Origin of the sequence: Comamonas sp. A7-5 (assembly GCF_039581385.1) — a bacterium.
GTDB classification, from domain to species: Bacteria; Pseudomonadota; Gammaproteobacteria; order Burkholderiales; family Burkholderiaceae_C; genus Comamonas; species Comamonas thiooxydans.
The window spans coordinates 210,678-233,207 of the sequence record NZ_JBCPWO010000005.1; the positions used below are offsets into that span (position 1 = coordinate 210,678).

Consider the following 22,530-nt stretch of genomic DNA (forward strand, 5'->3'; position numbering starts at 1 on the left):
CTCCCCCCGAAGGGGACGACAGCCTCGCTGCGCGGCGGCGCTTGCTCGCTGTCTCTGGCTTGGTGCGCGCCAGTTTTTAGCTTGCGCCCATTGACTTCAGTTTTGCTTGCAGATTTTCTCTACAGGATTTGCCATGAGTGATTTCTACGATGCCCTGGAAACCCGCAGCCCCGAACAGCGCGAAGCCGACTGCATGGCCAGCCTGCCGCTGCAGATTGCCCATGCACAGCAGCGCTCCAGCGCTTTTGCCGAAATTCTCAAAGGTGTGGATGCGTCCCGTATCACCAGTCGCGCAGCGCTGGCCACCTTGCCTGTGACGCGCAAGAGCGAGCTGCTGGAGCGCCAGGCTGCACAGCGTCCGCAGCAGATTTTTGGCGGCTTCAATGCCATTGGCCTTGGCCACGACATGCCCAGGCTGTTTTCCAGCCCCGGCCCCATCTACGAGCCCGAAAGCCGCCGCCCCGACTACTGGCGCATGGCCCGCTCCATGTACGCCGCGGGCTTCAGGTCTGGGGAGCTGGTGCACAACTGCTTCAGCTATCACTTCGTGCCCGCCGGATCGATGATGGAAACCGGTGCTCAGGCCCTGGGCTGCACGGTGTTCGCGGGCGGCACGGGCCAGACCGAGCAGCAGGTGCAGGCCATGGCCGATCTGCGGCCTGCGGCCTATGTGGGTACGCCCAGTTTTCTGAAAATCATTGTGGAAAAGGCCCAGGAGATGGGAATGAAGCTGCCCAGCCTGACCAAGGCCATGGTCAGCGGCGAAGCCTTCCCCCCCTCGCTCAGCCAATGGATGCGCGATCATGGCATAGACGCCTACCAGAGCTATGGCACGGCCGATCTGGGCCTGATTGCCTATGAGACCAGCGCCCGTGAAGGTCTGGTGCTGGACGAGGGCGTGATCGTGGAGATCGTGCGCCCCGGAACCGGCGACCCTGTGGCCGAGGGCGAGGTGGGCGAGCTGGTCATCACCACGCTCAACCCCGACTATCCGCTGATCCGCTTTGGCACGGGTGACCTCTCGGCCTATCTTGCGGGAACCTGCCCCACGGGTCGCACCAATGCCCGCATCAAGGGCTGGATGGGCCGCGCCGACCAGACCACCAAGGTGCGCGGAATGTTCGTGCATGCCAAACAGGTGGCCGAGGTCGTCAAGCGCTTTCCGCAGATCGTCAGGGCCAGGCTGGTAGTGACGGGTGAGATGGCCAACGACCAGATGCAGTTGCTGGTTGAAACCACGGAAACCGCACCGGGCTTTGCCCTGCAGGTGATCGACGCCTTGCGCGAAGTCACCAAGCTGCGCGGCGAAGTGCAGATGGTGTCTCCCGGAAGCCTGCCCAATGACGGCAAGGTGATCGAGGATGCGCGCTCCTATCAGTGAAGCTCTGAAGAGCTACCAGCATTCGGCTGGCTCTGCGACCTAAAGGTTTTGTACTGGGACTTGAGCTTGGCCAAGCCCCTGCACATGTGTCGCCAATACGCGACAGGCAATCGGTTTGCTTTAACGCAAATGCAATGTGATCGCCCGCTCCATCAAGGGATAACACTTAGAAAATAACAAAAACCCCACAGATTAGCGCTACCTAGAATCCGGCTTTACGTCACGACAAGTCAACCGTCCTGGTCTGCTTGCACATTATTTTTAGGGAGACACTGTGAAAACTATTTTCAAGATCGCCACCATCGCTCTGGCCGCTACCGCAGCCATCAGCAGCCATGCCGACAGCTACCCAGCCGCTGGCAAGACGATCACGATCATCGTGCCTTTCACGGCAGGCGGCCCCACCGACAAGGTGGCTCGCGACCTGGCCGAATCCATGCGCAAGCAGCTGAACAACGCCACCATCGTCATCGACAACGCAGACGGTGCCGGCAGCACGATTGGCACGGCCAAGGCCGCACGTGCACGCAATGACGGCTACACGCTGCTGCTGACGCATATCGGCATGTCCACCATCCCGACGCTGTACCGCAAGCTGTCCTTCAACGTGCTCAACGACTTCGAGTACGCCGGCATCATCAACGATGTGCCCATGACGCTGATCGGCCGCCCCACCCTGCCCGCCAAGAACTTCGCCGAAGTCAAGGACTGGGTCAGCAAAAACCAGGGCAAGGTGAATCTGGCCAACGCCGGCGTGGGCTCGGCCTCGCACCTGTGCGGCCTGATGTTCCAGGCCTCGCTGCAGCAGGACATGACGCCCGTGCCCTACAAGGGTGCAGCTCCTGCGATTGCCGATCTGATGGGCAACCAGGTGGATCTGCTGTGCGACCAGACCACCAATACCACTTCGCAGATTGCCGCCAAGAAGGTTCAGGCCTATGCCGTGACCACTGCCAAGCCTCTGACCACGCCTGCACTCAAGGACCTGCCCACGCTGCAGTCCCTGGGCCTGAAGGACTTCAACGTGACCATCTGGCACGGTCTGTACGCCCCCAAGGGCACGCCTGCCGATGTGGTGCAAAAGATCAACGAAGCCATGAAGGCTTCGCTCAAGGACCCCGAGTTCATCAAGCGCCAGGAAGCCTTGGGGGCCGTGATTGCCAGCGACGACCGTACCAACCCTGCGGGTCACAAGAAGTTTGTGGAAGCCGAAATCGCCAAGTGGGGCAAGGTCATCAAGGCCGCCGGCATCTACGCCGACTGAGAACGCACAATCCGTTCAACGCAAAAAAGCCTGCATCTGCAGGCTTTTTTGCATGGGGCGACCGAAGAAGGCCGCTTACCAGGTCACTTCCTTGCCATCGGCGGCGCTGCGCCTGAGCATGTCTACAAAAGGCACGATGCGCTGGCCCAGGGCCACGCCGTCCTGATTTGCAGGCACGGCATCCTCCTCCTGCGCTTCGTCTTGCGGCTGCGCACGTCTGGCCGCATCTTCGGCGGCAGCAGCCTCCAGCGCGATGATGGCGGCCGGAATCTGCTCCACGGTGATGATGCCATGCACCTCATCGGGAGACTTGCCGATGATTTCCAGCAGCTTGCGGCCGTTGGCGTCCAGCATGATGAGGTCTGCCGTGGCACGCGATTTGAATTTGTAGGGCATGAAGCGACTCCTTCAACGGTAGATGTATTCGCGGTTGAAAGGATAGCCGCTCTGCGCACCCGCCATCGCACCGCTGCGCAGATCGCCATCGGGTTTGCTACACAGCATCTGATGCAACGCAATCCAGCCATGCTCGAAGCCCATGGCCGAGCCCGCCAGATAAAGACGATAGGCACGCAAAGCCTTAGCGGCCTTTTCCTCGTCGTACTGGGCTTGCAAAATGATTTGAGCTTCGCCCAGCCTGGCCTCCAACCCATCCGACCAGGCCCAAAGCGTGCGCGCGTAGTGCGGGCGCAAGTTCTCGGTATCCACCATTTCCAGTCCGCTGGCCGCCAGATCATGCAGCACGCGGCTGACATGCATGAGCTCTCCACCGGGAAAGATGTAGCGATTGATGAACTCGCCCATGCCGGCCCCCAGCTCCACATTGCTGACACCGCCCGCCGTGATGCCATGGACCAGGGCCAGTCCGCCGGGCCTGAGCATGGAATAAATGGTTTCGAAGTATTCCTGCAGATTGGCGCTGCCCACATGCTCGAACATGCCGACCGAGCCGATCTTGTCGAATGGCTCCACATCAACCATTTGCCGGTAGTCGCGTAGCTCGACATGAACCTTGCCCTGGAGGCCCTTCTCGGCAATCAGACGCTGCACATGATCGAACTGGTTGCGCGACAGTGTGATGCCATGGGCCTGCACGCCGTAATGCTCGGCTGCCCAGAAGACCAGTCCGCCCCAGCCAGAGCCTATGTCCCAGAAGCGCTCTCCGGGCTGGAGCTTGAGCTTTCTGCAGATGTGATCGAGCTTGGCCTCCTGCGCCTGCGCCAGGCTCATGCCTTGCTCTTTGTAGTAAGCGCAGGAATAGACGCGGCGCGGGTCCAGCCACAGCGCGTAGAAGTCGTCGGAGAGATCGTAATGAAACTGAATCTGCTCCGCATCGCGAGTCAGCGTGTGCATGGCCAGCGACCTGGCCTTGGAGACCGTCTGCCCCAGCCAGGAGGGCGTATGACTGACCGGATCACCGCGCAGCAGCCCGGCCGCTGCCGCCATGATGTCGCGGGAGCTGCCCTTGACCTCCACCCAGCCTTCGACGATGGCCGAACCAATCGAGCCGATCTGGCCGTCCAGCAGCGCCGCAACAGCCTTGGGAGAGCGAAAAATGAGTTGAACCGCGCTGTGTTCAGGCCCGATACGCTCGCCCGAGGGAAGCTGTATCGATGCAGTCACAGGAAGTCTTGCTAGCAGCGGCTCCAATGTGCTCAACAGGTTTTTCATGAAAACCATTGTTCACATCGACTATGGCAGGGTCAAGACGGAAAACATCCCTGCCTAAAACTGCCTCCAGGTCTGGCAGAGGATCAGTTGCTGGCTTTCACCAGCCTGTCGTAGGCCTTGAGGGTGGCGGGGGCCACAGCCTGCAGCACTTGTTCATAAGCCGTCTTGTGACGCGCCAGCAAGCGCATGGAAGCAACGGTGCGGCTGCGGCAGAACCAGTGGCAGGTGTGTTGCATCAGCATCAGCTCGGCCGTCATGGTGAAGGCTCGGCGCTTGCGCTCTTCCTCGTCGGCCGCATCCCCCACACGGGCAGCCGCCAGCGCCTGGGCATGAAGCTTCATGGTCTCGCGCACATCCATGGTGGCCGAAGGCAGAACCCTGGTCATATAGGGCAGCGCCAGCGGCAGGGTGCTGGCACGCGTCTGCTCGGCCGGCAAGGTGGCGAATTCATCCGCGAAACGCTGAAACTGGCTCACCAGGCTGCTCTCAGTATTGGCCAGCACGGGCCAGATCTGTTCACGCCTCTGCGCATCCTTCTCGCCGATGACACGCAGATATCCCTCCATCAGATTGGCCATGAGCTTCTCGATCTGAAAGCGTGCCAGATGCTGGGCCAGAAGCTGGGTGTGCTGACGCTGCTCCTGCTTCTTGAGCACGTAGAGCACGGTGGTGACAATGATGGCGAGCGTTAGAAAATCCATGAAGTGAAACCAGACAGGCGGACAAGCGCAATGAGAAAAAGGATGAGTGTAGTCAGCCTGAGGGCTTTGCTGGGAATTAGTGCCGCAATTGCAGGCCTGACGGGCTGCAGCAGCGCCGGCTATTACTGGCAAGGTTTCAAGGGACAGATGCAGATTCTTCAGGCCGCACGGCCTATTGATGACTGGCTTGCAGAAGACAGTACCTCCGCAGCACTGCGTCAGCGCCTGCAGACCGCGCAACAGATGCGCCGCTTCGCCAGCCGGGAGCTGGCTCTGCCCGACAACGCCAGCTACACCCGCTACGCCCAGCTGCAGCGTCCGTTTGCGGTCTGGAACGTGGTGGCAGCCCCGGCCTACAGCCTGGAGATGCACCAATGGTGCTTTCCCGTCACCGGCTGCATTGCCTACCGAGGCTACTTCAGCAAGAGCGACGCACAGGCGCAGGCACTGACGCTTCAGTCCCAGGGGTTGGAAACCAGCGTCTATGGCGTGCCTGCCTACTCCACGCTGGGCTATCTGAACTGGCTGGGCGGCGACCCCTTGCTCAGCACCTTCACCTCCTGGCAGGAGGGCGACTTTGCCGGCCTGCTGTTCCACGAACTGGCCCACCAGCTGCTGTATGTGAAGAACGACACGGCCTTCAACGAATCCTTTGCCACCACGGTGGAGCGCATGGCCACACCCTTGTGGCTGCACAGCCATGCCAGCGCCGCCACGCAGCAGCGCTGGCAGCAGAGCCTGCAGCGACGCGAGCTATGGCAGCAGCTGACGCGCGAGACCCGTCAGCGCCTGCAACAGATTTATGAACAGAAAAATACTGAAGCCCTTGATGCCAAAGCGCTGGAAGCCATCAAAAGCAAAGTATTTGACGAATTCCGCGCCACTTATGCGCAGCTCAGAGCGCAATGGATTGCCACTGACGAGCCCCTGCTGAGCAGCCTCGCCCTGCGCGAGCAATATTACCGGCGCCTGACCCAGACCGACGAATGGGTGGCCCAGTCCAATAACGCCAGTTTCGGCGCCCTGGCCGCCTATGACGACTGGGTGCCTGCCATGACTCGCTGGTGGCTGCAACTGCGCGGCGAAGGCCCGGCCACTCCCGAGACCTGGCGCAGCTTCTATGCGCAGATGCGCGAGCTGGCAGCCTTGTCCGCTGGAGAGCGCAAGTTGCGGCTATGCACCCAATGGGGAGAAGCTGCCAAAACAGCGATTCAGTGCCAATAAATACTTCAAATTGACATAAAACAATTTTTTACAAGGGTTCGCCACATAGGAGGCTTCAGCGGTTTTTAAGAAAGTCCCGCCAGACTTCTCCGATACCTATTTTTTGCCGTCTGCCGTGGCTACCCAAGACTCCGCTTCTGCCCCATTTTTCAAGGGGCTTTTTCAACCTCGCACGCCTCAGTTCATCGCTCTGGCCCTGGCCATCTGGCTGACGCTGACAGCCAACTGGGCCCTGTGGCTGCGCCTGCCTTCCCTGGATGGCTATCACGGCAGTCTGGCCCTGCTGGCCCTGCGGGTTATGCCGCTGGTGCTGGGCGCCAGCCTTCTGCTGACCTCTTTGTTTGCCTGGCCGCGCTTTACCAAGCCGTTCTGGGTTGCACTGCTGCTGGTGGCGGCCAGCTCCCAGTACTTCATGGTCAGCTACGGCACCGTGATGGACAAGGGCATGATTCACAACATCCTGCAGACCGATGCACGCGAAAGCTCGGACTTGTTCAACATCAAGCTGCTGGCCGAGGTGTTGATCATCGCCATACTGCCCGCCATCTGGCTTTGGAAAACGCCGCTCAAACGCGCCAACAGCGCCTGGCGCAATATGCTGCGCACCGCCTGGCTGCTACTGGGCGGCATTGCCCTGATAGCCGCATCGCTGGCCGTTTCCTACCGCGATCTGGCCCCCGTGGTGCGCAACAATCTTTGGCTGCGCTACATGATCAACCCCATCAACCCCGTGTTGTCCTCCGCCTCGGTGGCCCTGGATCCTCTACTCAACAAGCCCAGGCCCTTTGACAGCATCACGGGTGGCGCAGCTCTGGGTGCCAGCTATGCCGCAGCCCAGAAACCGCCGCTGCTGGTGCTGGTGGTGGGCGAGACGGCACGCTCAAAGAACTTCAGCCTCAACGGCTATGAGCGCGATACCAACCCCGAGCTGGCCAAGCGCGATGTGCTGAGCTGGCGCAATGCCCACTCCTGCGGCACCAGCACCCGCGAATCGGTGCCCTGCATGTTCTCCAACCTGGGCCGCGAAGGCTTTTACGCCTCCAAGGTCGAGCATGACAACCTGCTCGACGTTCTGCAGGCCGCCGGCCTGGCCGTACTTTGGGTGGACAACCAGGCAGGCTGCAAAGGCGTGTGCAAGCGTATCCCCATGGCCGATACCGCCGACAGCGTGAATACGCCGACCGGCAAGGCCCTGTGCGCCCAGGATGGCGAATGCCTGGACGCTCTGCTGCTCAGCGGCCTGGACGAGCGCATCGCCAAGCTGGATCCCGCACGCCGCGCCAAGGGCCTGGTACTGGTCATGCACCAGATGGGCAGTCACGGCCCCGATTACTTCAAACGCTCCACTGCAGACCTCAAGGCTTTCAAGCCCGAGTGCGCGACCAATGAGCTGTCCAGCTGTTCTCAGCAAAGCGTGGTCAATGTCTACGACAACTCCATTCGCTATACCGACCACTTCCTGGCCCAGACCATAGACTGGCTCAAGGCCCAGCAAAACCAGTTTGAAACCGGCATGTTCTACATGTCCGACCATGGCGAATCGCTGGGCGAGCTCGGTGTCTATCTGCACGGCATGCCTTACGCCATGGCGCCCGATGATCAAAAACATGTGCCCATGATTGCCTGGCTGGGAACGCTAGGTGCTCGCACCGGCCTGAATCAGGCCTGTCTGAGCAAGACGCTGGATCAGCCGCTCTCGCATGACAACCTGTTCCATACGGTGATGGGATTGATGGATGTCACTTCTCCAACCTACAAGCAGCCTCTGGATGCATTTGCCAGCTGCCGCACGGCCAGCTAGGCATTGACTGCGCAGCACAAAAAAAGCCTGCCGGATGCACGATCCGGCAGGCTTTTCCGCTTTCAGCAGCTGCGTATCACTCGCCCTGGGAGCCGCGACGCGCCCAGCCCGTGGTGTGCTTTTCCAGCAGGTTGAACAGCTCATACATCACCATGGCCATGGCCCCCACCACGATCAGCCCCGCAAAGGCCAGACCCATCTGCATGGAAGATCCGGCGGAGACCAGCAGATAGCCGATACCCTCGTTGGCAGCCGTCATCTCGCTGACCGTGGTGCCGACGAAGGCCAGCGTGATCGCGACCTTGAGCGAGCCATAGAAATACGGCAGGGAACGCGGCAGGCCGACCTTGATCAGCACGTCCCAGCGCTTGGCCCCCAGCACGCGCAACACATCCTCCAGTTCGGGCTCCAGCGTGGCCAGACCCGTGGCGATATTGACCATGATGGGGAAGAAGCTGATCAGAAAGGCCGTGAGAATGGCCGGGCCCGCGCCGATGCCGAACCAGACCACCAGAATCGGCACGAACGCTGCCTTGGGCAAGGCATTGAAAGCCGTCATCAGCGGATAGAAGGCCGCATAGGCCAGGCGCGAGGAGCCGATCAGAAAGCCCAGCAGCACACCCACCACGATCGCCAGGGCAAAGCCTGCCATCGTCACCCAGTAGGTGCGCCAGGCATGCATGGCAATCGTGCCCGCAAACTCATAGAGCTGATGGCCTATGGCCCAGGGGCTGGGGAAGATGAACTCCGAGACGCCTAAGCCCGAGCAGATGATCTGCCAGAGCAGGACGATCAGCAGCAACAGCAGCCAGGGAGCCCAGCGCTCGGCGGTTTTTTGATGTTTCATGATGCGCCTTATTGAGGAATGGTGGCAGCGATGTCGGTGCCGCTCTTGCGCAGGGCGCCAATATGGCCGCGCAGCTCGTAGACAATGTCCGAGAACTCGGGGGTGTAAGTGACCTCCAGATCACGCGGGCGCGGCAGGTCGATGTCGCGGCGCACCACGAAGCGGCCCGGGCTTTTGCTCATCACATAGACGGTATCGGCCAGGAACACGCTCTCGCGCAGATCATGCGTGACCAAAATCACATTGAACTTCTGTTCGGCCTGCAGGTCGCGCAAGATGCACCACAGCTCCTCGCGGGTGAAGGCATCGAGCGCACCAAAGGGCTCGTCTAGCAGCAGCATCTGCGGCTCGTGAATCAGGGCGCGGCAGATGCTGGCGCGCTGCTGCATGCCGCCGGACAGCTGCCAGGGAAATTTGCGCTCATAACCCGACAGGCCCACCTTGCCCAGCAGTTCGATGGCACGTGCTTCGTATTCCTTGCGCTTTTGCTTGAACTGCGAACGGTGCGGCTCCACGATCTCCAGCGGCAGCAGCACATTGTCCAGCGTGGTGCGCCAGGGCAGCAGTGAGGAGGACTGGAAGGCCATGCCCGAGATCTTGAGCGGCCCTGTCACGCGCTGGCCATCGACCGTGATACGGCCCATGGAGGGCATCTTCAGGCCCGTGGTGAGCTTCATGAAAGTGGACTTGCCGCAGCCCGAAGGACCGACGATGGCGATGAACTCGCCGCGCTGCACCGTGAGGTCGATGGCCTCCACCGCAAAGTGGTTGGCCTGCAGCAGCTCTTCGTTATAGGCCAGCCAGACGTCCTTGAATTCGACGAAGGGCCGGGCAGCTTCTGTATCTGATGATTTCATAAAAACAGGCTGCAGCTCCTGTCACACAAGCGCATACAGCTATCAATCAATGAGCAATTACTTTTTGGGAAAGACGTCGAGATCCGCGACTGGCGGCAGAAAGCGGCCGTTCCAGAGCGTCTCGGGGTTCACGCGCGTCTTGGTCGCATAGACGTCCGAGATCTGGGAAGCCATCAGCGCCATGCGTGTCGGGCTGACCTGGCCAAAGCCCTCGCCGCGCGCATCGGCGGTGTTGATCACCGTGTCGATCGCCAGTTGCAGGCGGCGGATTTCCAGAGCAGTGTTGACGATGCCGTCGCGCTCCTTCACATAGGCGATGGCACTACCGGGATTGGCCATGACTTCCTTGGCGCCCTTGCTGAAGGCCTTGAGGAAGGCGCGCACGGCTTCGGGGTTCTCGCGCACCAGCTTGGCACTGGCGATGATGGCGTTGCCATAGAGCTTGACACCGTTGTCGGCAAACGGCATGACCGCCACATCGGCCGCCTTCACGCCACGCGCCTCCAGGTTCAGCAGCGAAGTAAAGGTAAAGCCCGTGATGGCATCGACATCGCCGCGCACCAGCATGGTCTCGCGCAGCGGCGGATCCATGGTGGTCCATTGCACATCTCCGACCTTGTTGGCCTTGGCAAACAGCGGGAAGCCGCGCCGGCCGGCATCAAAGACCGGCGCTCCCAGCTTCTTGCCCGTCAGGTCCGCCGGCTTGGCGATGGCGCTCTTCTTGAGCGCCATGACCGAGGCTGGCGTGTTGTTGTAGACCATCATCACGGCCACGGGCTTGTCTTTGACATCGGGGTTGTTGGCATGAAACTCCATGAGTGCGGCCAGATCGGCAAAGCCCATGTCGTAAGAGCCCGATGCCACGCGCTGAATTGCGCCGCCCGAGCCGCTGCCGGCATCAACCGTCACATTCAGGCCCGCTGCCTGAAAATAGCCCTTGGCGGCGGGCTGCAGAAACAGCGCGGCAGGTCCTTCGAAACGCCAGTCGAGCTGGAATTTGATGGGCGTGGCGGCAAAGGCCGCCGTGGCGCTGGCAAAGCTGCCCAGGGCCAGAACGGATTGCAGGAACAGGCGCTTGGTTTGCATGGTGGCTTCCCTCTCTCTATGTCAATGAATTGCTGTTGGGTTCGTGTCGGCGCTCAGACCTTCCAGGCACCCTGGTGCGAACTGCTGGCCTCTTCGATCAAGGCCGGCCCAATACATTCGATGGCGTGCGAAGCGGCCTGAAACACATCGCGGCAGGACAGCTCGGCATCCTTCTGATCGAGCCGCTCGCCACGGAACACGCGCAGCCGCTCCGCATCGATGCCATAGACCACTCGGCCGATGGCGGACCAGAAGATCGCGCCGGCGCACATCACGCAGGGCTCGGCAGACGAGTACAGCGTGGCAACGGCCAGCTCATCGCGTGAATGCAAAGGACTGGCCAGGCGGATGGCGGACAACTCGGCATGGGCCGTGCAATCGCCGCTCTCGCCGTTGGCATTGCTGGCCTCGGCCAGCACGCGCCCATCTGCAGCCACGATCAGCGCGCCAAACGGACGGTTGCCGCGCTCGCGCGCCACATCCGCGAGCGCAATGGCTTCGCGCAAATAGCGACCATCGCTGTCATTCAAGGTCTGGACTTGAGGCAGGGGCATGGTGGCTTCCTCCTCAGGCCTTGAGCATGCGCGCCGACCTGGCGGGCAGCATGCTGCTGTTGAACAGTGCATCGGCAGATGGCGTGGTCTTGAGCGCAAAGGTCTGCACCACGCTGTCCAGCTGCTGCTCCAGCAAACGCTTGCTGAAGTCGCCCAGTCCATGGCTTTTCGTATCTGCCGCGGCCACATACTGTGCAGTGATGGACCAGCGCTCCAGCTCCAGCTTCTCATCGAGAATCGGCTCGCGCTGGCGCACTGCGGCAATGCCTGCAGCGGGGTTGGCAAGGCATTCCACAATCGCACGGTTGGTGGCGCGCAGGAAAGCGGCCACGACCTGCGGCTTCTCTGCGATCAGCTGGCTGGACGCCAGGATCGCATTGCCATACAGATGAACGCCGGCATCGCTGTAGCGCAGTATGGAGAGTTCCTCGGGCTTGAGGCGCGCAAAGAGCGAAACCGCCGAATCATGGAAATAGGTGGCGGCATCCACATCGCCACGCACCATGACGTTGTCGCGTGCCGAGAACTCCGTCGTCGACCAGGCAAACAGATCGGCGGGCAGATTCCTTCGCCGCGCCACCATGGGCCAGGCACGGCGCGTGGACTCCACTGCCGCTGCAGCCACCTTCTTGCCCTTGAGACTTGCGAAATCCGAAGTGATGCCTCTGTCCTTGCGCCCGATGATCACAAAAGGCGCGCGGTTGTAGTACTGGTAGACGGCCTGCACGCGAGGTGTGCCGGCGTTTTGCGCATTGAACTCGATCAGCGAACTGACATCGCCCAGTCCGAGCTGGTAGGCACCGCTGGCGATACGAGTAATCGAAGCCACCGAGCCCGACCCTACGTCCAGACTCACATCCAGCCCTTCATCGCGGTAGTAGCCGTTTTGCTGTGCCAGAAAGAACGGCGCCGTCTGGCCGTTGACGCGGAAGTCCAGCGTGAATTTCAGCGGAGTCAGCGACTTGCCCTGGGCATGGACCCAGGGTGCGCTGCAAAGAGGCAGGGCTGCAAGGAAATGGCGACGTAGCATGGTGGAACTCTCAGGTCTCTGGCGACAGGAACGCCAGCAGCAGCCGCTGCTGACAGGACTTGAGCAATTTCCGGGCACTGCACGCGAATGCAGGCTGAACGCTTCTACTCGTTCAACCATCTAGCAATTGGCGTGCCTGCTTTGGGTTGCGCCTTGCCAGGCATCAACAAAGTGCATGCAAAAGAGATGGATGCATGGATTCATGCACGGCAATGCACCAGATTGAAGCCATGCACCAAAACCAAGAGTGCCAGCGCCCTGGTAGATGGCTGGCATGCCGTTTGCTGCACTCAAATCAAGAGTAGAAGCGTTCAGCACGGTGCTCTGACCGCACCCGGTCAGCAGCTTCGCGGGTCATTGCTCTTGAAGTGGGTGCGGCAAGCAGCCGCGCCTGGTATCCACACTTCAGATGCCTGCAACCCCGAGCCTCACTGGCAACGCCGGTGTCTGAAGTCATCGCAAGAGAGATTCATATGCAGACCATGACCAGCCACTCTTACAGCCTTGGCGAACTGGACAAGGAAGCCCGCATGGGCGGGCAAGGTGCAGAAACTTCGGCGCGCGAAGTTCGCGTCATAGACATCAGCGACTTCGAGCAGCGCAAGCAGGAGATTGCCGAGCAGATCTGGAGCGCCTCGGTGGAAATCGGCTTCTTCCAGGTTTCCGGCCACGGCATTGCCCAGGCCGATATCGACGCTGCATTCGGCAGGGCCGAACAGCTATTTGGCTTGCCTCCCGAAACCAAGGCGCAATGGCCGCTATCGCGCAACGCAGGCTGGGAGCACAAGGCGCAGATTCGCCCTTCCACGCGCACCCCGGACCAGAAAGAGTCCTATCAGGTCACACGCCCACGCATGCAGGGCCTGTGGCCCAGCGAGCAGGAACTGCCCGGCTTCAAACAGGCCACGCTGGCCTTTGAGCATCAATGCTGGCAGGTGGGCATGCAGTTGCTGTCCTGCTTTGCCTACAAGCTGGGCTTTGACGAGGAATTTTTCACGCGTGCACATGACCCCGCCGTGCCCAGCTACCAGAGCACGCTGCGCATGCTGCACTACTTTGCCGTGGACCCGGCACTCAAGGACGAAATCGGCCTGTGGCGTGCAGGCGCACATACGGACTTCGACTGCCTGACGCTGTTGTTCCAGCGCGCCGGTCAAGGCGGTCTGCAGGTGCTGCCCGGCAAGGAGGCCGATGCCCAGCAATGGACACCCGTGCAGCCTGTGGATGGCGTCATCACCTGCAATATCGGCGACATGCTGATGCGCTGGAGCGACGACCAGTTGCCCAGCAACTTCCACCGCGTGCGCAACCCTCTTCCCCATGAGTACCAGGGGGCCCGCTATAGCCTGGCCTTCTTCTGCCAGGCCAATGAGGATGCGGTGATAGAAGGGCCGGCCAAAAAATATCCGCCCATCACAGGGGCGGAATATTTGCGTCAGCGCATCAGCGCCAATTTCTCGAACAGGTACTGACCCCCTGAGCAGCCCTGCCGCTTCCCCCAAGGGGACGACACCCTCGGGGCGGCCCTTCCTCGGTGTCCCTGGCTTGGGGTGCGCCAGGTTCCAGCCCTCCGTCTTTGGTGCAGTGTGATCTGGTCTGCACTGAAACGACAAGGCCCCGGAAACCGGGGCCTTGTCGGCAATCAGCGCTGGAGCGGATCAGCGCAGCGACTCGATGAGATCGATGTACTGCTGCTTGGCCTCATCGGGCGTCGTGCCTTCCAGCTTGGCCCAGGCATCCCACTTGGCGCGGGCCACCATGTCGGTGAAGCTGGGCTTCTTGGCTTCGTTGTCACCCTCGGTCGCCTGCTTGTACAAGGCATAGATCTTGAGCAAGGTGGCGTTGTCAGGACGCTCGCCGAGCGAGGTGGAATTCTTGACGGTCTCTTCAAACCGGGCGTTCAGATCGGACATGAAAGGTCTCCTGGACTTTAATAATCGAGGCCAGTGTAGCCAAAAATCCACCAAATTAGAACGATCGTTCTTTTTATTTCACAAAGTACTGCGACGCCTGCATGCGAGCAGCCCTTTGGGGCACGCCAGCCCTTCAATCCGTCTCTTCGTGATTCGCCTTGCGGCGGCAACAACGGACAGCCTTCAGAACATCATGCGCAGACCCAGATCAAAGCCCAGCGCGCTGCGTGGCTGCATGCCGGGGCTGTTGCTGTAGGCCGGCTGCGGCATGATGACCGGGCTGCTCACGGCCAGGGGCGTCACACCCATCACCGCAGGATTGTTGTGTCCATTGCTCACGCTGATACGTGACACCGTGGTGTAGAGCGCCGTGCGTTTGGAGAGGTTATGCACATAACCCAAGGCCAGCTTGTTCACCGATGCGTCGCCGGTTCCCTGCCCATTTTTGAATTGCACCCTGGCCACCGACGCCCTGAGCTGATGCAGTCCGACAGGGATTTGCACACCAGCCAGAAACCCGTCATAGCGGTCTGTGGCCCGCACATCGCTGCGCGCATTGCGCACCTGCGACCACTCGCCCAACACACGGACCGGACCGAAGTTGTACGAACCTCCCAGGTTCAGGGACTTGATGGTTTCCTTGCGGCCGTTGAAAGTGCCCAGCATGCTTTCGCCATAGCCCAGCGCAATATCGGTGGGGCCGCTGGCCCAGCCAATGCGCCCACCGGCATAGCGGCCGCGCCTGGCATCATTTTCCGGGAAAGCATACATCAGCTGACCATAAATTCCGCCCAGCCCTGTAGGCAGGTGGTAGCCGATGGAGTTGTTGGCGCGCAGATAATTGTCCGTGCCTGCCGACAAACCGTTTCCCAGCAAGCGCTCGGGCAGCGTGCCGCTGGTCTGCGTACTCAGCGCACGGTTGATGGCCAGGTTGCTGCTGACCACCGCCAGCAAATTGACGCCCACGCCGTTGACGGAATAGGGATCAAAGGCCCAGTCATTCAGAAACGACGGCGTGTGATCACGCCCAAGGCGCAGCTCGCCCCAATTGCCCGCCAGGCTGACGGTGGAGCGTCGCCCAAAGTTCAGCGCACCGCCACCCGTGTCGTTGGTCACAGGCGCTTCCAGCCACATGCTGGCAGACATTCCGGCCCCCAGATCTTCAACGGCACGAACACCCAGACGGCTGGCCAGATTACCCGAGGGTGACAGCGCCCAGATACCTTGGCTGGCCGTGCGGCCGGAGCCATCCCAGGAATTGCTGCGCACCATGTAGCGGCTGACGCCCGCATCCATGACACCGAACAGCGTCACAGATGACTGAGCGCTGGCCAGGCTGCTGGCGGACAATGCAAATAGACTCCAGATATAGCGTGAAATACGTGGCATGTCGTGTCTCCTTTTCGTTATGAGTTCGCGGTCTTGATCCGCGAAATCACTCTAGAAAAGGAAGGCTGCAGCTCTTGTGCAGTTGATGCCATTCATTGCTTATTTGGTGCCATGCTCCCAAGGTGAAATCCCTAGGAATGTCGCCCTGCCGCATGGCCAATGTCAGACAGAAAAAAGCCGGCGCCTTGGAAAAGGCACCGGCACGGATTTTCGCAATGGCGTTACCCGCCCAATATTTGCGCCCAGCAGCTCATGGCACGAGTACCGTGGCCCCCACAGTCTTGCGCGCTTCCAATGCGCGATGGGCTTGTGCTGCCTCGGCCAAGGCAAACTCCTGCTGCGGCTCGCTCACGATGCGCCCCGCCAGCACGTGCTCGAACAGCTCTGCAGCCATCTCCAGCATATGTGAGCGGGGCTGGATGTAATGCATCATGGCCGGCCGGGTCATCCAGATCGAGCCTTTGGCGGCCAGCAGCGATGAGTCCACCACCACGGAGCCGGAAGAGGTTCCGTTGCTGACCAGCGAGCCACGTGGCTGCAGGCAATCGAGCGAGTCCATCAGTGTGTCCTTGCCTACCGAGTCGTAAACCACGGGAACGCCCTTGCCTGCCGTGATTTCCTTCACTCGCTCGACGATGTTTTCACGCGAAGTCACAATGGTGTGCGCGCATCCGTTCGCCCTGGCCAGTTCGGCCTTCTCATCCGTGCTGACCGTACCAATCATGTTGACCCCCATGGCGCGGGCCCACTGACAGGCAATCAGGCCTACGCCTCCGGCAGCTGCGTGATAGAGAATGGTTTCACCGCCCTGCAGCGGATAGACCTGACGGAACAGATACTGGGCCGTCATGCCTTTCATCATGAGTGTGGCTGCCGTACGGTCTGAAATTCCGTCGGGCAACGGAATCAGCACTTCTGCAGGCATCACACGCGCCTGTGCATAAGCGCCTTGCGGACCGATCAGATAGCCAACGCGGTCACCCACCCGGATATCCGTCACACCCGTTCCGACGGCCTCGACCACACCGACGGCATCCGAGCCCAGCCCGTTGGGCAAGGCCAGCGGATAACGCCCGGAGCGGAAGTACACATCGATGAAGTTGAGCGCGATATAGCTGTGCCGCACGCGCGCCTGGCCTGGGCCGGGGTCTCCCACGGCAACGTTTTCCAGTCGCAGGACTTCTGGACCGCCAGTCTCGTAAAAGCGAATGGCCTGAGTCATGAAATGCTCCTGTATCTATTGAGGTGCAGCAAGCGCTGCAAAGCAAAAGTCCGGGCATCCTCAGTCGCAGACATGCCCGGACCGATTGACGAGCCGATTCAGTTCAGCTTGATGCCGAAATTCCTGACGATCTCGCCATTGCGCTGGTATTCGGCCTGCAGATCGGTAGACAGTTGCTCCAGAGTGCGCTCCTGGCGAATCGGCTCAAAGCCTGTGGCCGCATAACGTGCCTGCACCGCCTGGCTGGCGTTGACCTTTTGCAGCGTGGCATTGATCTTCTCCAGCAACGGCTGCGGCGTCTTTGCCGAAGCAAACACACCGGCCCAGTTGCTGAAATCAAGCTCCGGATAACCGACCTCGGCCATCGTCGGCACATTGGGAAAATCGGACAAGCGGCTCTTGTAAGCAACGGCCAGCAGCTTGACCTTGCCGCTGGGAACCAGCGGCTTGGTGGTCACGGAGCCGTCGAACATCAGCGGAATCTGATTGCCCATGATTTGTGCCAGTGCCGGTGCCGAGCCTGGAAACGGCACATGCTGCATGTCCAGCCCCGCCTTCTGATTCAGGATCACGCCCGCATACTGGGAGGCGGTTCCCTGGCTATAGGAAGCAAAGGACAGCTGACCCGGATGGGCCTTGATATAGGCAAGAGCCTCCTTGGCATCCTTGGCCGGGAACTGCGGCGAGGCAATGAACACCATGACGGAGCGCGCCATCTGCGAGACCGGCTTCACGTCCTTCATGGCATCAAAGCCGCCTTTGAGCACATGCGGCACCTCGGTCAGGATATTGGTCACCGTCACCAGCAAGGTGTTGCCATCCGCAGGCTGGGAAAGCATGTACTTGACCGCCATGGCACCACCAGCGCCGGGACGGTTTTCCACAATCACCGGCTGCTTGAGCTCATTGGCCAGTTGATCGCTGATGATGCGCGCAAACACATCAATCGTGCCCCCCGGGGGCGCAGGAACAATCAGCTTGACAGGCTTGTCAGTGAAGGCCAGAGCACTGCCTGCCGGCAAAGTGGCCGCCAGGGCCATCGATAAGAGAACGAAACTGCGTCGCATGGTGCGCTCCTTCGAAGTCAGGCAATCTTGCGCAGGTAGCCCTGCTGGCCGCCATTACGGTTGGGAGCAAAGCCGTTCTTCTCCAGCGTTTCCTCCACACTGTCGTAGAACACGCCAATCTTGCAGATCTCACGCGCCTGCTGGGGCGTGGCGATGGGACGGCTGAACTCCTTGGCCAAGCGCACTAGCTGCTCGATCTGCGCCACGGTGCCCATTTTTTCGGTACGGGTCTGGTTCCACAGATTGTCTTCGGTGCCGCAGCGCACATGCAGGCCCATGGCGATGCCCATGGCATTGATGGGCAGCACGTTCAGCACCGAGCTTTCCACCGTCAGCACTGCACCATCAGGCACGGCGCGCACAAAGTGAGCCAGGCTATAGATATTGGGAGCATCCATGCCGCCACCAATCGCCACCCAATTCATCACCAGCGGCCCCTTGTAGATGCCGCGGCGGATCAGGCGTTCCACCGATTCAAAGCTATTGATGTTGTAGCACTGGAAAGCACTTTGGATGCCGGCCTCGGACAGGCGGCGAATATGCTCCTCGGCCCAGCCTGGCTGTGCCGGCACCGTCATCTCCTTGTATGCATTGAACACGGCCGGGTCTTCCATGGACGTGCCCTTGATGTCGCGAATGTCGAATTGCTCAAGCACATTCATCTGCGAGGTGTTGATGGTCACCGTCACCTGATCGGGTTTGGGGTCCAGCTCGGCCAGCATGTGACGGGTATCGTCAGACAGCCATTTGGCGGCCGCACCATCGGTTTCGGGTGCAAAGCTGATCGACCCGCCCACCTGGATGATCATGTCCGGGACGCGGGCACGCACACCGGCGATCAACTCGTTGAACTTGGACAAGCGCTTGCTGCCGCGGCCGTCGAGCTCGCGCACATGCAGGTGCAGCACCTGGGCGCCGGCGTTGTAGCAGTCCACCGCTTTCTGGATCTGCTCTTCCATCGTCACCGCAATTTCGCCAGGGAAGTCTCCAGGCAGCCAGGAAGGTGCATAAGGAGCAGCGGTGATGATCAGTGGCTGCTGGTTTTCGGGAAAGAGATGGCCGTCGAGAAAGTTCATGCTGTTGTCTCCGTTGTTATGAAAAAAGTACGACTTACGCAAATCAGGCTCAGGCAAGACGTTGCCCTATGGGAATGCCGCTGGTGCATTCTTGTTTGCGTAAGTCCTAAAAAGAATGCACCGTACCCCGAGCCGCCGCGCGGCCCATCCGATGTTGCTTGCTCTGCGTCTCGGGCTGCGTGGCCCGGGACCTGTTCAATACGTGGGCGTACCGATGATCCCGGCTCGCTCCATCTTTCGATGGCAGGGCGGGTAGTCCATCACCGCGTAGTGCTGGGTTGCGCGGTTGTCCCAGATCGCCACGCTGTCTGGCTCCCAGCGCCAGCGCACCTGGTATTCAGGAATCGCGGCCTGGTTGATCAAGTACTGCAGCAGGCTGGATGCGCCCTGGGTGAAGTCCTGTCCCACACGAACATTGGCGGGCGTGTGGAAGTTGGTGAAATGCGTAGCGAAACCGCTGACGAATAGCACTTTTTCGCCCGTTTCGGGGTGGGTGCGTACCACCGGATGCTCTGCATCCGGGTACTGGGCCTTGAGCGCCAGGCGTTTCTCGATAGGCATCGCAGCGCCAAAAGTGCACTCGATGCTGTGCCGGGCACGCAGAGGATCTATCACTGCCTTGACCTGCTCCGGCAGCCTCTCGTAGGCCAGCGCCATATTGGCCCACATGGTGTCGCCGCCGACTGGCGGGCATTCGACGCAGCGCAGCACACAACCCATGGGAGGTATCTCGCGCCAGGTGGCATCGCAATGCCAGGAGTTCTCATAGCGATCCACAGGCTTGTCCGGCGTCTTGTAGATCTGCACCAGGCCGGGATGCTCGGGGTCGCTGCCGACCACCGGATGGTCCTCCAGCTCGCCAAAACGCCGGGCAAAACCGACATGCTCGGCGCGACTGATACTCTGGCGGCGCAAGAACAGCACCTTGTGCTTGAGCAAGGCCGTCTTGATCTCTGCGAAAAGCCCATCATCGCGCAGCGCATCCGCCAGTTGCACATCGACCAACTCCGCGCCTATGGCACAGGTCAGAGGGTTTATCTGCATCACTGTCTCCTACACTTTTTTGAACCCAGGCTTGTTGCTAGTCTCTGCCGCCCGGTAAGTCCACTGTAGAAAACCTGTGTCACATAGGTTGTGCATTTCATGCCGCACGCTATGCATCTCATGCCAGAATTTCTCCGACTTTTTGCGTGGAGTAGTCATGGTCACTTTTGTGCGCGCGGCATCTCTGACGAATTTCTCGGAACTATTCAGCGAACTGGGAGGAGACCCTGATGCGGCATTGCGTCGTGCCGGCCTGCGCCCAGCCGTGGTGCGCGAGCAGGATCAGCTGATCGATGCGCTGACGGCCGGGCGCCTGCTGGAAGAAGCTGCAAGCATCACGGGTTGCGAAAACTTCGGGCTGCGCATGGCGCAATCGCGGCAGGTTTCAAACTTCGGTGTGGTCAGCCTTTTGTTGCTGCACCAGCCCACATTGCGCAAGGTGCTGAGCACGCTGATCGAGCATGCGCACATGCTCAATGAGTCGCTGGTGATTCATATGGACGACGCCAATGGCGTCGTGGTTCTGCGCGAAGAGTTCACCCTGCCGGATGCGTTGCCGCAATCCATGGAGCTGGCAATCGGCGTGCTGTTTCGCACCTGCAACCTGCTGCTGCATGAGCAATGGCGCCCGCTGCGGGTCTGCTTCAGCCACCCCGCGCCCGGCGACACCAGCCTGCACAAGCAGATGTTTCGTTGCCGCGTGGAGTTTGATGCGGACTTCAACGGCATTGTGTTTCGCACCGAGGACCTGGATGCTCCCAACCCCTTGGCCGACCCGGTTCTGGTGCGCTATGCCAAGACCATGGTGGACACCACGCAGCAGGGCCGTCAGGCCTCCATCGGCCAGCAGGTGCGCAAGGCCATCTATCTCATGCTGCCCTCGGGCAATGCCACCTGCATCTGCGTGGCCCAAGGTCTGGGGCGCAGCGTACGGACCCTGCAGCGCGAGCTTGACGGTGAGGGCCTGAGCTTTACCGACCTGCTGCAGGAGGTTCGCTCGGATCTTGCCCAGCGCTATATGCGCAACCCTGACTACCCTGTGGGCCAGATCGCCTCCATGCTGGGCTACAACAGCCACAGCGCCTTCACACGCTGGTTCAGCACGCTCTTTGGCTGCCCGCCCGAGGTCTGGCGTGAAAGAAATCTTCCACCCAACGCGCAACGGCGGGCGCCAGCCTTCAGCCGCGCGTAGGCTGGTCCAGCCAGCGCTGGGCCAGCTTGACCCAGAAGGTCGCACCCAGCGGAATCAGCGCATCGTTGAAGTCGTAGCTGGGGTTGTGCAAGGTACAGGGGCCACCGCCATGCCCGAGGGCGCGATGATCACCATCGCCGTTGGCGATAAAGCAGTAGGCACCGGGCTTTTCCAGCAGCATGAAGGCGAAGTCCTCGGCCCCCATGGATGGCTCTTGCGGCACCACACCGGCATCGCCCAGAATCTCGCGCATCACGGCCTGGGCAAACTCGGCCTCGGGGGCGGTGTTGATGGTGGGCGGGTAGTTGCGCACGAACTCGAACGTGCATTGCGTGCCATGCGCCGCACAGACGGCCTCGCTGATCTGCTGCATGCGCTGCTCGATGAGGTCCAGCACCTCCAGCGTGAAGGTACGCACCGTGCCCTGCAGCTCCACACTGTCCGGCACGACGTTGGTAGCCTCGCCGGCATGAACCATGGTGACCGACACCACGCCCGCCTCAATGGGCTTGACGTTACGGCTGACGATGGTCTGGAAAGCCATGATGAGCTGTGCCGCCACGGGTACCGGGTCCACCACCATATGCGGCATGGCCGCGTGGCCGCCCTTGCCGCGCACCACGATCCTGAATTCGTTGCTGGATGCCATGGCGGGCCCCGCACCCACGGCCATGGTGCCAGCCTTCATGCCCGGCCAGTTGTGCATGCCAAACACAGCCTGCATGGGGAACTGCTCGAACAGTCCGTCGTTGACCATCTCGCGGGCACCGCCACCGCCTTCCTCGGCAGGCTGGAAGATGGTGTAGACCGTGCCCTCGAAGCTGTCGCGATGTGCGGCCAGGTATTGCGCCGCCGCCAGCAACATGGCCGTGTGGCCGTCGTGACCGCAGGCATGCATCTTGCCCGCATGGCGGCTGGCATGGTCAAAGGTGTTGAACTCCTGCATGGGCAGGGCATCCATATCGGCGCGCAGGCCGATGGCTCGGCCGCTACTGCCGTCGTCACGACCGTGGATGATGCCCACCACACCGGTCTTGCCCAGACCGCGATGGATTGCTATGCCCCATTGCTCCAGCTTCGCCGCGACCAGATCCGAGGTCCGTATTTCCTCGAAACACAGCTCGGGGTGGGCGTGGATATCGCGACGCAGCGCGGCAATGTCAGGGGCGCTTGCTTGAAGTTCGGGCAGTAGGGCCATGCGCTCTCTCCTT

Annotated in this window: 21 protein-coding genes; 6 read left to right on the top strand and 15 right to left on the bottom strand. The window is 60.9% G+C overall.

All coding sequences use genetic code 11. The features are described from left to right. Window positions 1-133 precede the first annotated feature (133 nt). Together AAIL67_RS11300 and AAIL67_RS11305 are read left to right on the top strand one after the other, a co-directional pair. Complete coding sequence (locus AAIL67_RS11300) at window positions 134-1,381, top strand: AMP-binding protein (protein ID WP_034377273.1); 1,248 nt, start codon at window positions 134-136, stop codon at window positions 1,379-1,381. 274 nt (window positions 1,382-1,655) lie between these two features. Then, complete coding sequence (locus AAIL67_RS11305) at window positions 1,656-2,645, top strand: tripartite tricarboxylate transporter substrate-binding protein (RefSeq protein ID WP_034377274.1); 990 nt, start codon at window positions 1,656-1,658, stop codon at window positions 2,643-2,645. A 75-nt stretch (window positions 2,646-2,720) separates the two neighbouring features. Here the strand turns inward: AAIL67_RS11305 and AAIL67_RS11310 are convergent, their stop codons facing one another. The 3 genes from AAIL67_RS11310 to AAIL67_RS11320 all read right to left on the bottom strand — a co-directional run bounded on the left by AAIL67_RS11310 (window position 2,721) and on the right by AAIL67_RS11320 (window position 5,017). Next, window positions 2,721-3,041, bottom strand: coding sequence for a DUF1840 domain-containing protein (locus tag AAIL67_RS11310; protein WP_034354819.1), 321 nt, complete (start codon window positions 3,039-3,041; stop codon window positions 2,721-2,723). Between the two features lie 12 nt (window positions 3,042-3,053). Further along, entirely contained in the window at window positions 3,054-4,325 is a 1,272-nt protein-coding gene (locus tag AAIL67_RS11315) for a cyclopropane-fatty-acyl-phospholipid synthase family protein (protein WP_082877364.1), read from the bottom strand. Between the two features lie 74 nt (window positions 4,326-4,399). Next, window positions 4,400-5,017 (bottom strand): hypothetical protein, encoded by a 618-nt coding sequence (locus tag AAIL67_RS11320; RefSeq protein WP_034354821.1) that lies wholly within the window; start codon window positions 5,015-5,017, stop codon window positions 4,400-4,402. A 42-nt stretch (window positions 5,018-5,059) separates the two neighbouring features. Between AAIL67_RS11320 and AAIL67_RS11325 the strand changes: the two genes are divergently transcribed. Then, complete coding sequence (locus AAIL67_RS11325) at window positions 5,060-6,241, top strand: aminopeptidase (protein ID WP_063663693.1); 1,182 nt, start codon at window positions 5,060-5,062, stop codon at window positions 6,239-6,241. Window positions 6,242-6,356: 115 nt separating this feature from the next. Further along, window positions 6,357-8,042, top strand: coding sequence for a phosphoethanolamine--lipid A transferase (locus AAIL67_RS11330; protein ID WP_231905889.1), 1,686 nt, complete (start codon window positions 6,357-6,359; stop codon window positions 8,040-8,042). A gap of 76 nt (window positions 8,043-8,118) precedes the next feature. Here AAIL67_RS11330 and AAIL67_RS11335 read toward each other — a convergent pair whose 3' ends face one another. From AAIL67_RS11335 to AAIL67_RS11355, 5 genes are read right to left on the bottom strand one after another with little or no spacing between them, the layout of a single operon-like run. Then, window positions 8,119-8,889 (bottom strand): ABC transporter permease, encoded by a 771-nt coding sequence (locus AAIL67_RS11335; RefSeq protein ID WP_003068629.1) that lies wholly within the window; start codon window positions 8,887-8,889, stop codon window positions 8,119-8,121. 8 nt (window positions 8,890-8,897) lie between these two features. Next, entirely contained in the window at window positions 8,898-9,746 is an 849-nt protein-coding gene (locus tag AAIL67_RS11340) for an ABC transporter ATP-binding protein (protein ID WP_063663691.1), read from the bottom strand. A gap of 57 nt (window positions 9,747-9,803) precedes the next feature. After that, window positions 9,804-10,832: an ABC transporter substrate-binding protein gene (locus tag AAIL67_RS11345; RefSeq protein ID WP_034404431.1), complete on the bottom strand. Its 1,029-nt coding sequence runs from the start codon at window positions 10,830-10,832 to the stop codon at window positions 9,804-9,806. A 53-nt stretch (window positions 10,833-10,885) separates the two neighbouring features. After that, complete coding sequence (locus AAIL67_RS11350; RefSeq protein ID WP_063663689.1) at window positions 10,886-11,386, bottom strand: nucleoside deaminase; 501 nt, start codon at window positions 11,384-11,386, stop codon at window positions 10,886-10,888. Window positions 11,387-11,399: 13 nt separating this feature from the next. Continuing rightward, window positions 11,400-12,416: an ABC transporter substrate-binding protein gene (locus tag AAIL67_RS11355; RefSeq protein ID WP_063663687.1), complete on the bottom strand. Its 1,017-nt coding sequence runs from the start codon at window positions 12,414-12,416 to the stop codon at window positions 11,400-11,402. Window positions 12,417-12,889: 473 nt separating this feature from the next. Between AAIL67_RS11355 and AAIL67_RS11360 the strand changes: the two genes are divergently transcribed. Beyond that, a complete protein-coding gene (locus tag AAIL67_RS11360) occupies window positions 12,890-13,888 on the top strand; it encodes a 2OG-Fe(II) oxygenase family protein (RefSeq protein WP_063663685.1) in 999 nt (332 codons plus the stop codon). A 186-nt stretch (window positions 13,889-14,074) separates the two neighbouring features. Here the strand turns inward: AAIL67_RS11360 and AAIL67_RS11365 are convergent, their stop codons facing one another. From AAIL67_RS11365 to AAIL67_RS11390, 6 genes are all read right to left on the bottom strand, one after another. Further along, the gene (locus AAIL67_RS11365) at window positions 14,075-14,329 is read right to left on the bottom strand and encodes an acyl-CoA-binding protein (protein WP_003050754.1); all 255 of its coding nucleotides are present in this window, start codon (window positions 14,327-14,329) and stop codon (window positions 14,075-14,077) included. Between the two features lie 183 nt (window positions 14,330-14,512). Beyond that, window positions 14,513-15,718, bottom strand: coding sequence for a porin (locus AAIL67_RS11370; RefSeq protein ID WP_063663683.1), 1,206 nt, complete (start codon window positions 15,716-15,718; stop codon window positions 14,513-14,515). Window positions 15,719-15,968: 250 nt separating this feature from the next. After that, window positions 15,969-16,940 carry a quinone oxidoreductase gene (locus AAIL67_RS11375; RefSeq protein ID WP_003068616.1) on the bottom strand — a complete coding sequence of 324 codons (972 nt, stop codon included), beginning with the start codon at window positions 16,938-16,940 and terminating at the stop codon, window positions 15,969-15,971. A 98-nt stretch (window positions 16,941-17,038) separates the two neighbouring features. Continuing rightward, window positions 17,039-18,007: a tripartite tricarboxylate transporter substrate binding protein gene (locus tag AAIL67_RS11380; protein WP_063663681.1), complete on the bottom strand. Its 969-nt coding sequence runs from the start codon at window positions 18,005-18,007 to the stop codon at window positions 17,039-17,041. Between the two features lie 17 nt (window positions 18,008-18,024). Further along, window positions 18,025-19,083, bottom strand: coding sequence for a 3-keto-5-aminohexanoate cleavage protein (locus AAIL67_RS11385; protein WP_063663679.1), 1,059 nt, complete (start codon window positions 19,081-19,083; stop codon window positions 18,025-18,027). 195 nt (window positions 19,084-19,278) lie between these two features. Then, on the bottom strand, window positions 19,279-20,127 hold the full coding sequence (locus AAIL67_RS11390) for a TauD/TfdA family dioxygenase (protein WP_063663677.1): 849 nt from the start codon (window positions 20,125-20,127) through the stop codon (window positions 19,279-19,281). A 157-nt stretch (window positions 20,128-20,284) separates the two neighbouring features. On the opposite strand from AAIL67_RS11390, the gene AAIL67_RS11395 reads away from it, so the two are divergent. Continuing rightward, window positions 20,285-21,319 (top strand): AraC family transcriptional regulator, encoded by a 1,035-nt coding sequence (locus tag AAIL67_RS11395; RefSeq protein ID WP_343484064.1) that lies wholly within the window; start codon window positions 20,285-20,287, stop codon window positions 21,317-21,319. Here the strand turns inward: AAIL67_RS11395 and AAIL67_RS11400 are convergent. Next, window positions 21,306-22,517 (bottom strand): M20 aminoacylase family protein, encoded by a 1,212-nt coding sequence (locus AAIL67_RS11400; RefSeq protein WP_063663674.1) that lies wholly within the window; start codon window positions 22,515-22,517, stop codon window positions 21,306-21,308. The genes AAIL67_RS11395 and AAIL67_RS11400 overlap by 14 nt on opposite strands. Window positions 22,518-22,530: the final 13 nt, after the last annotated feature.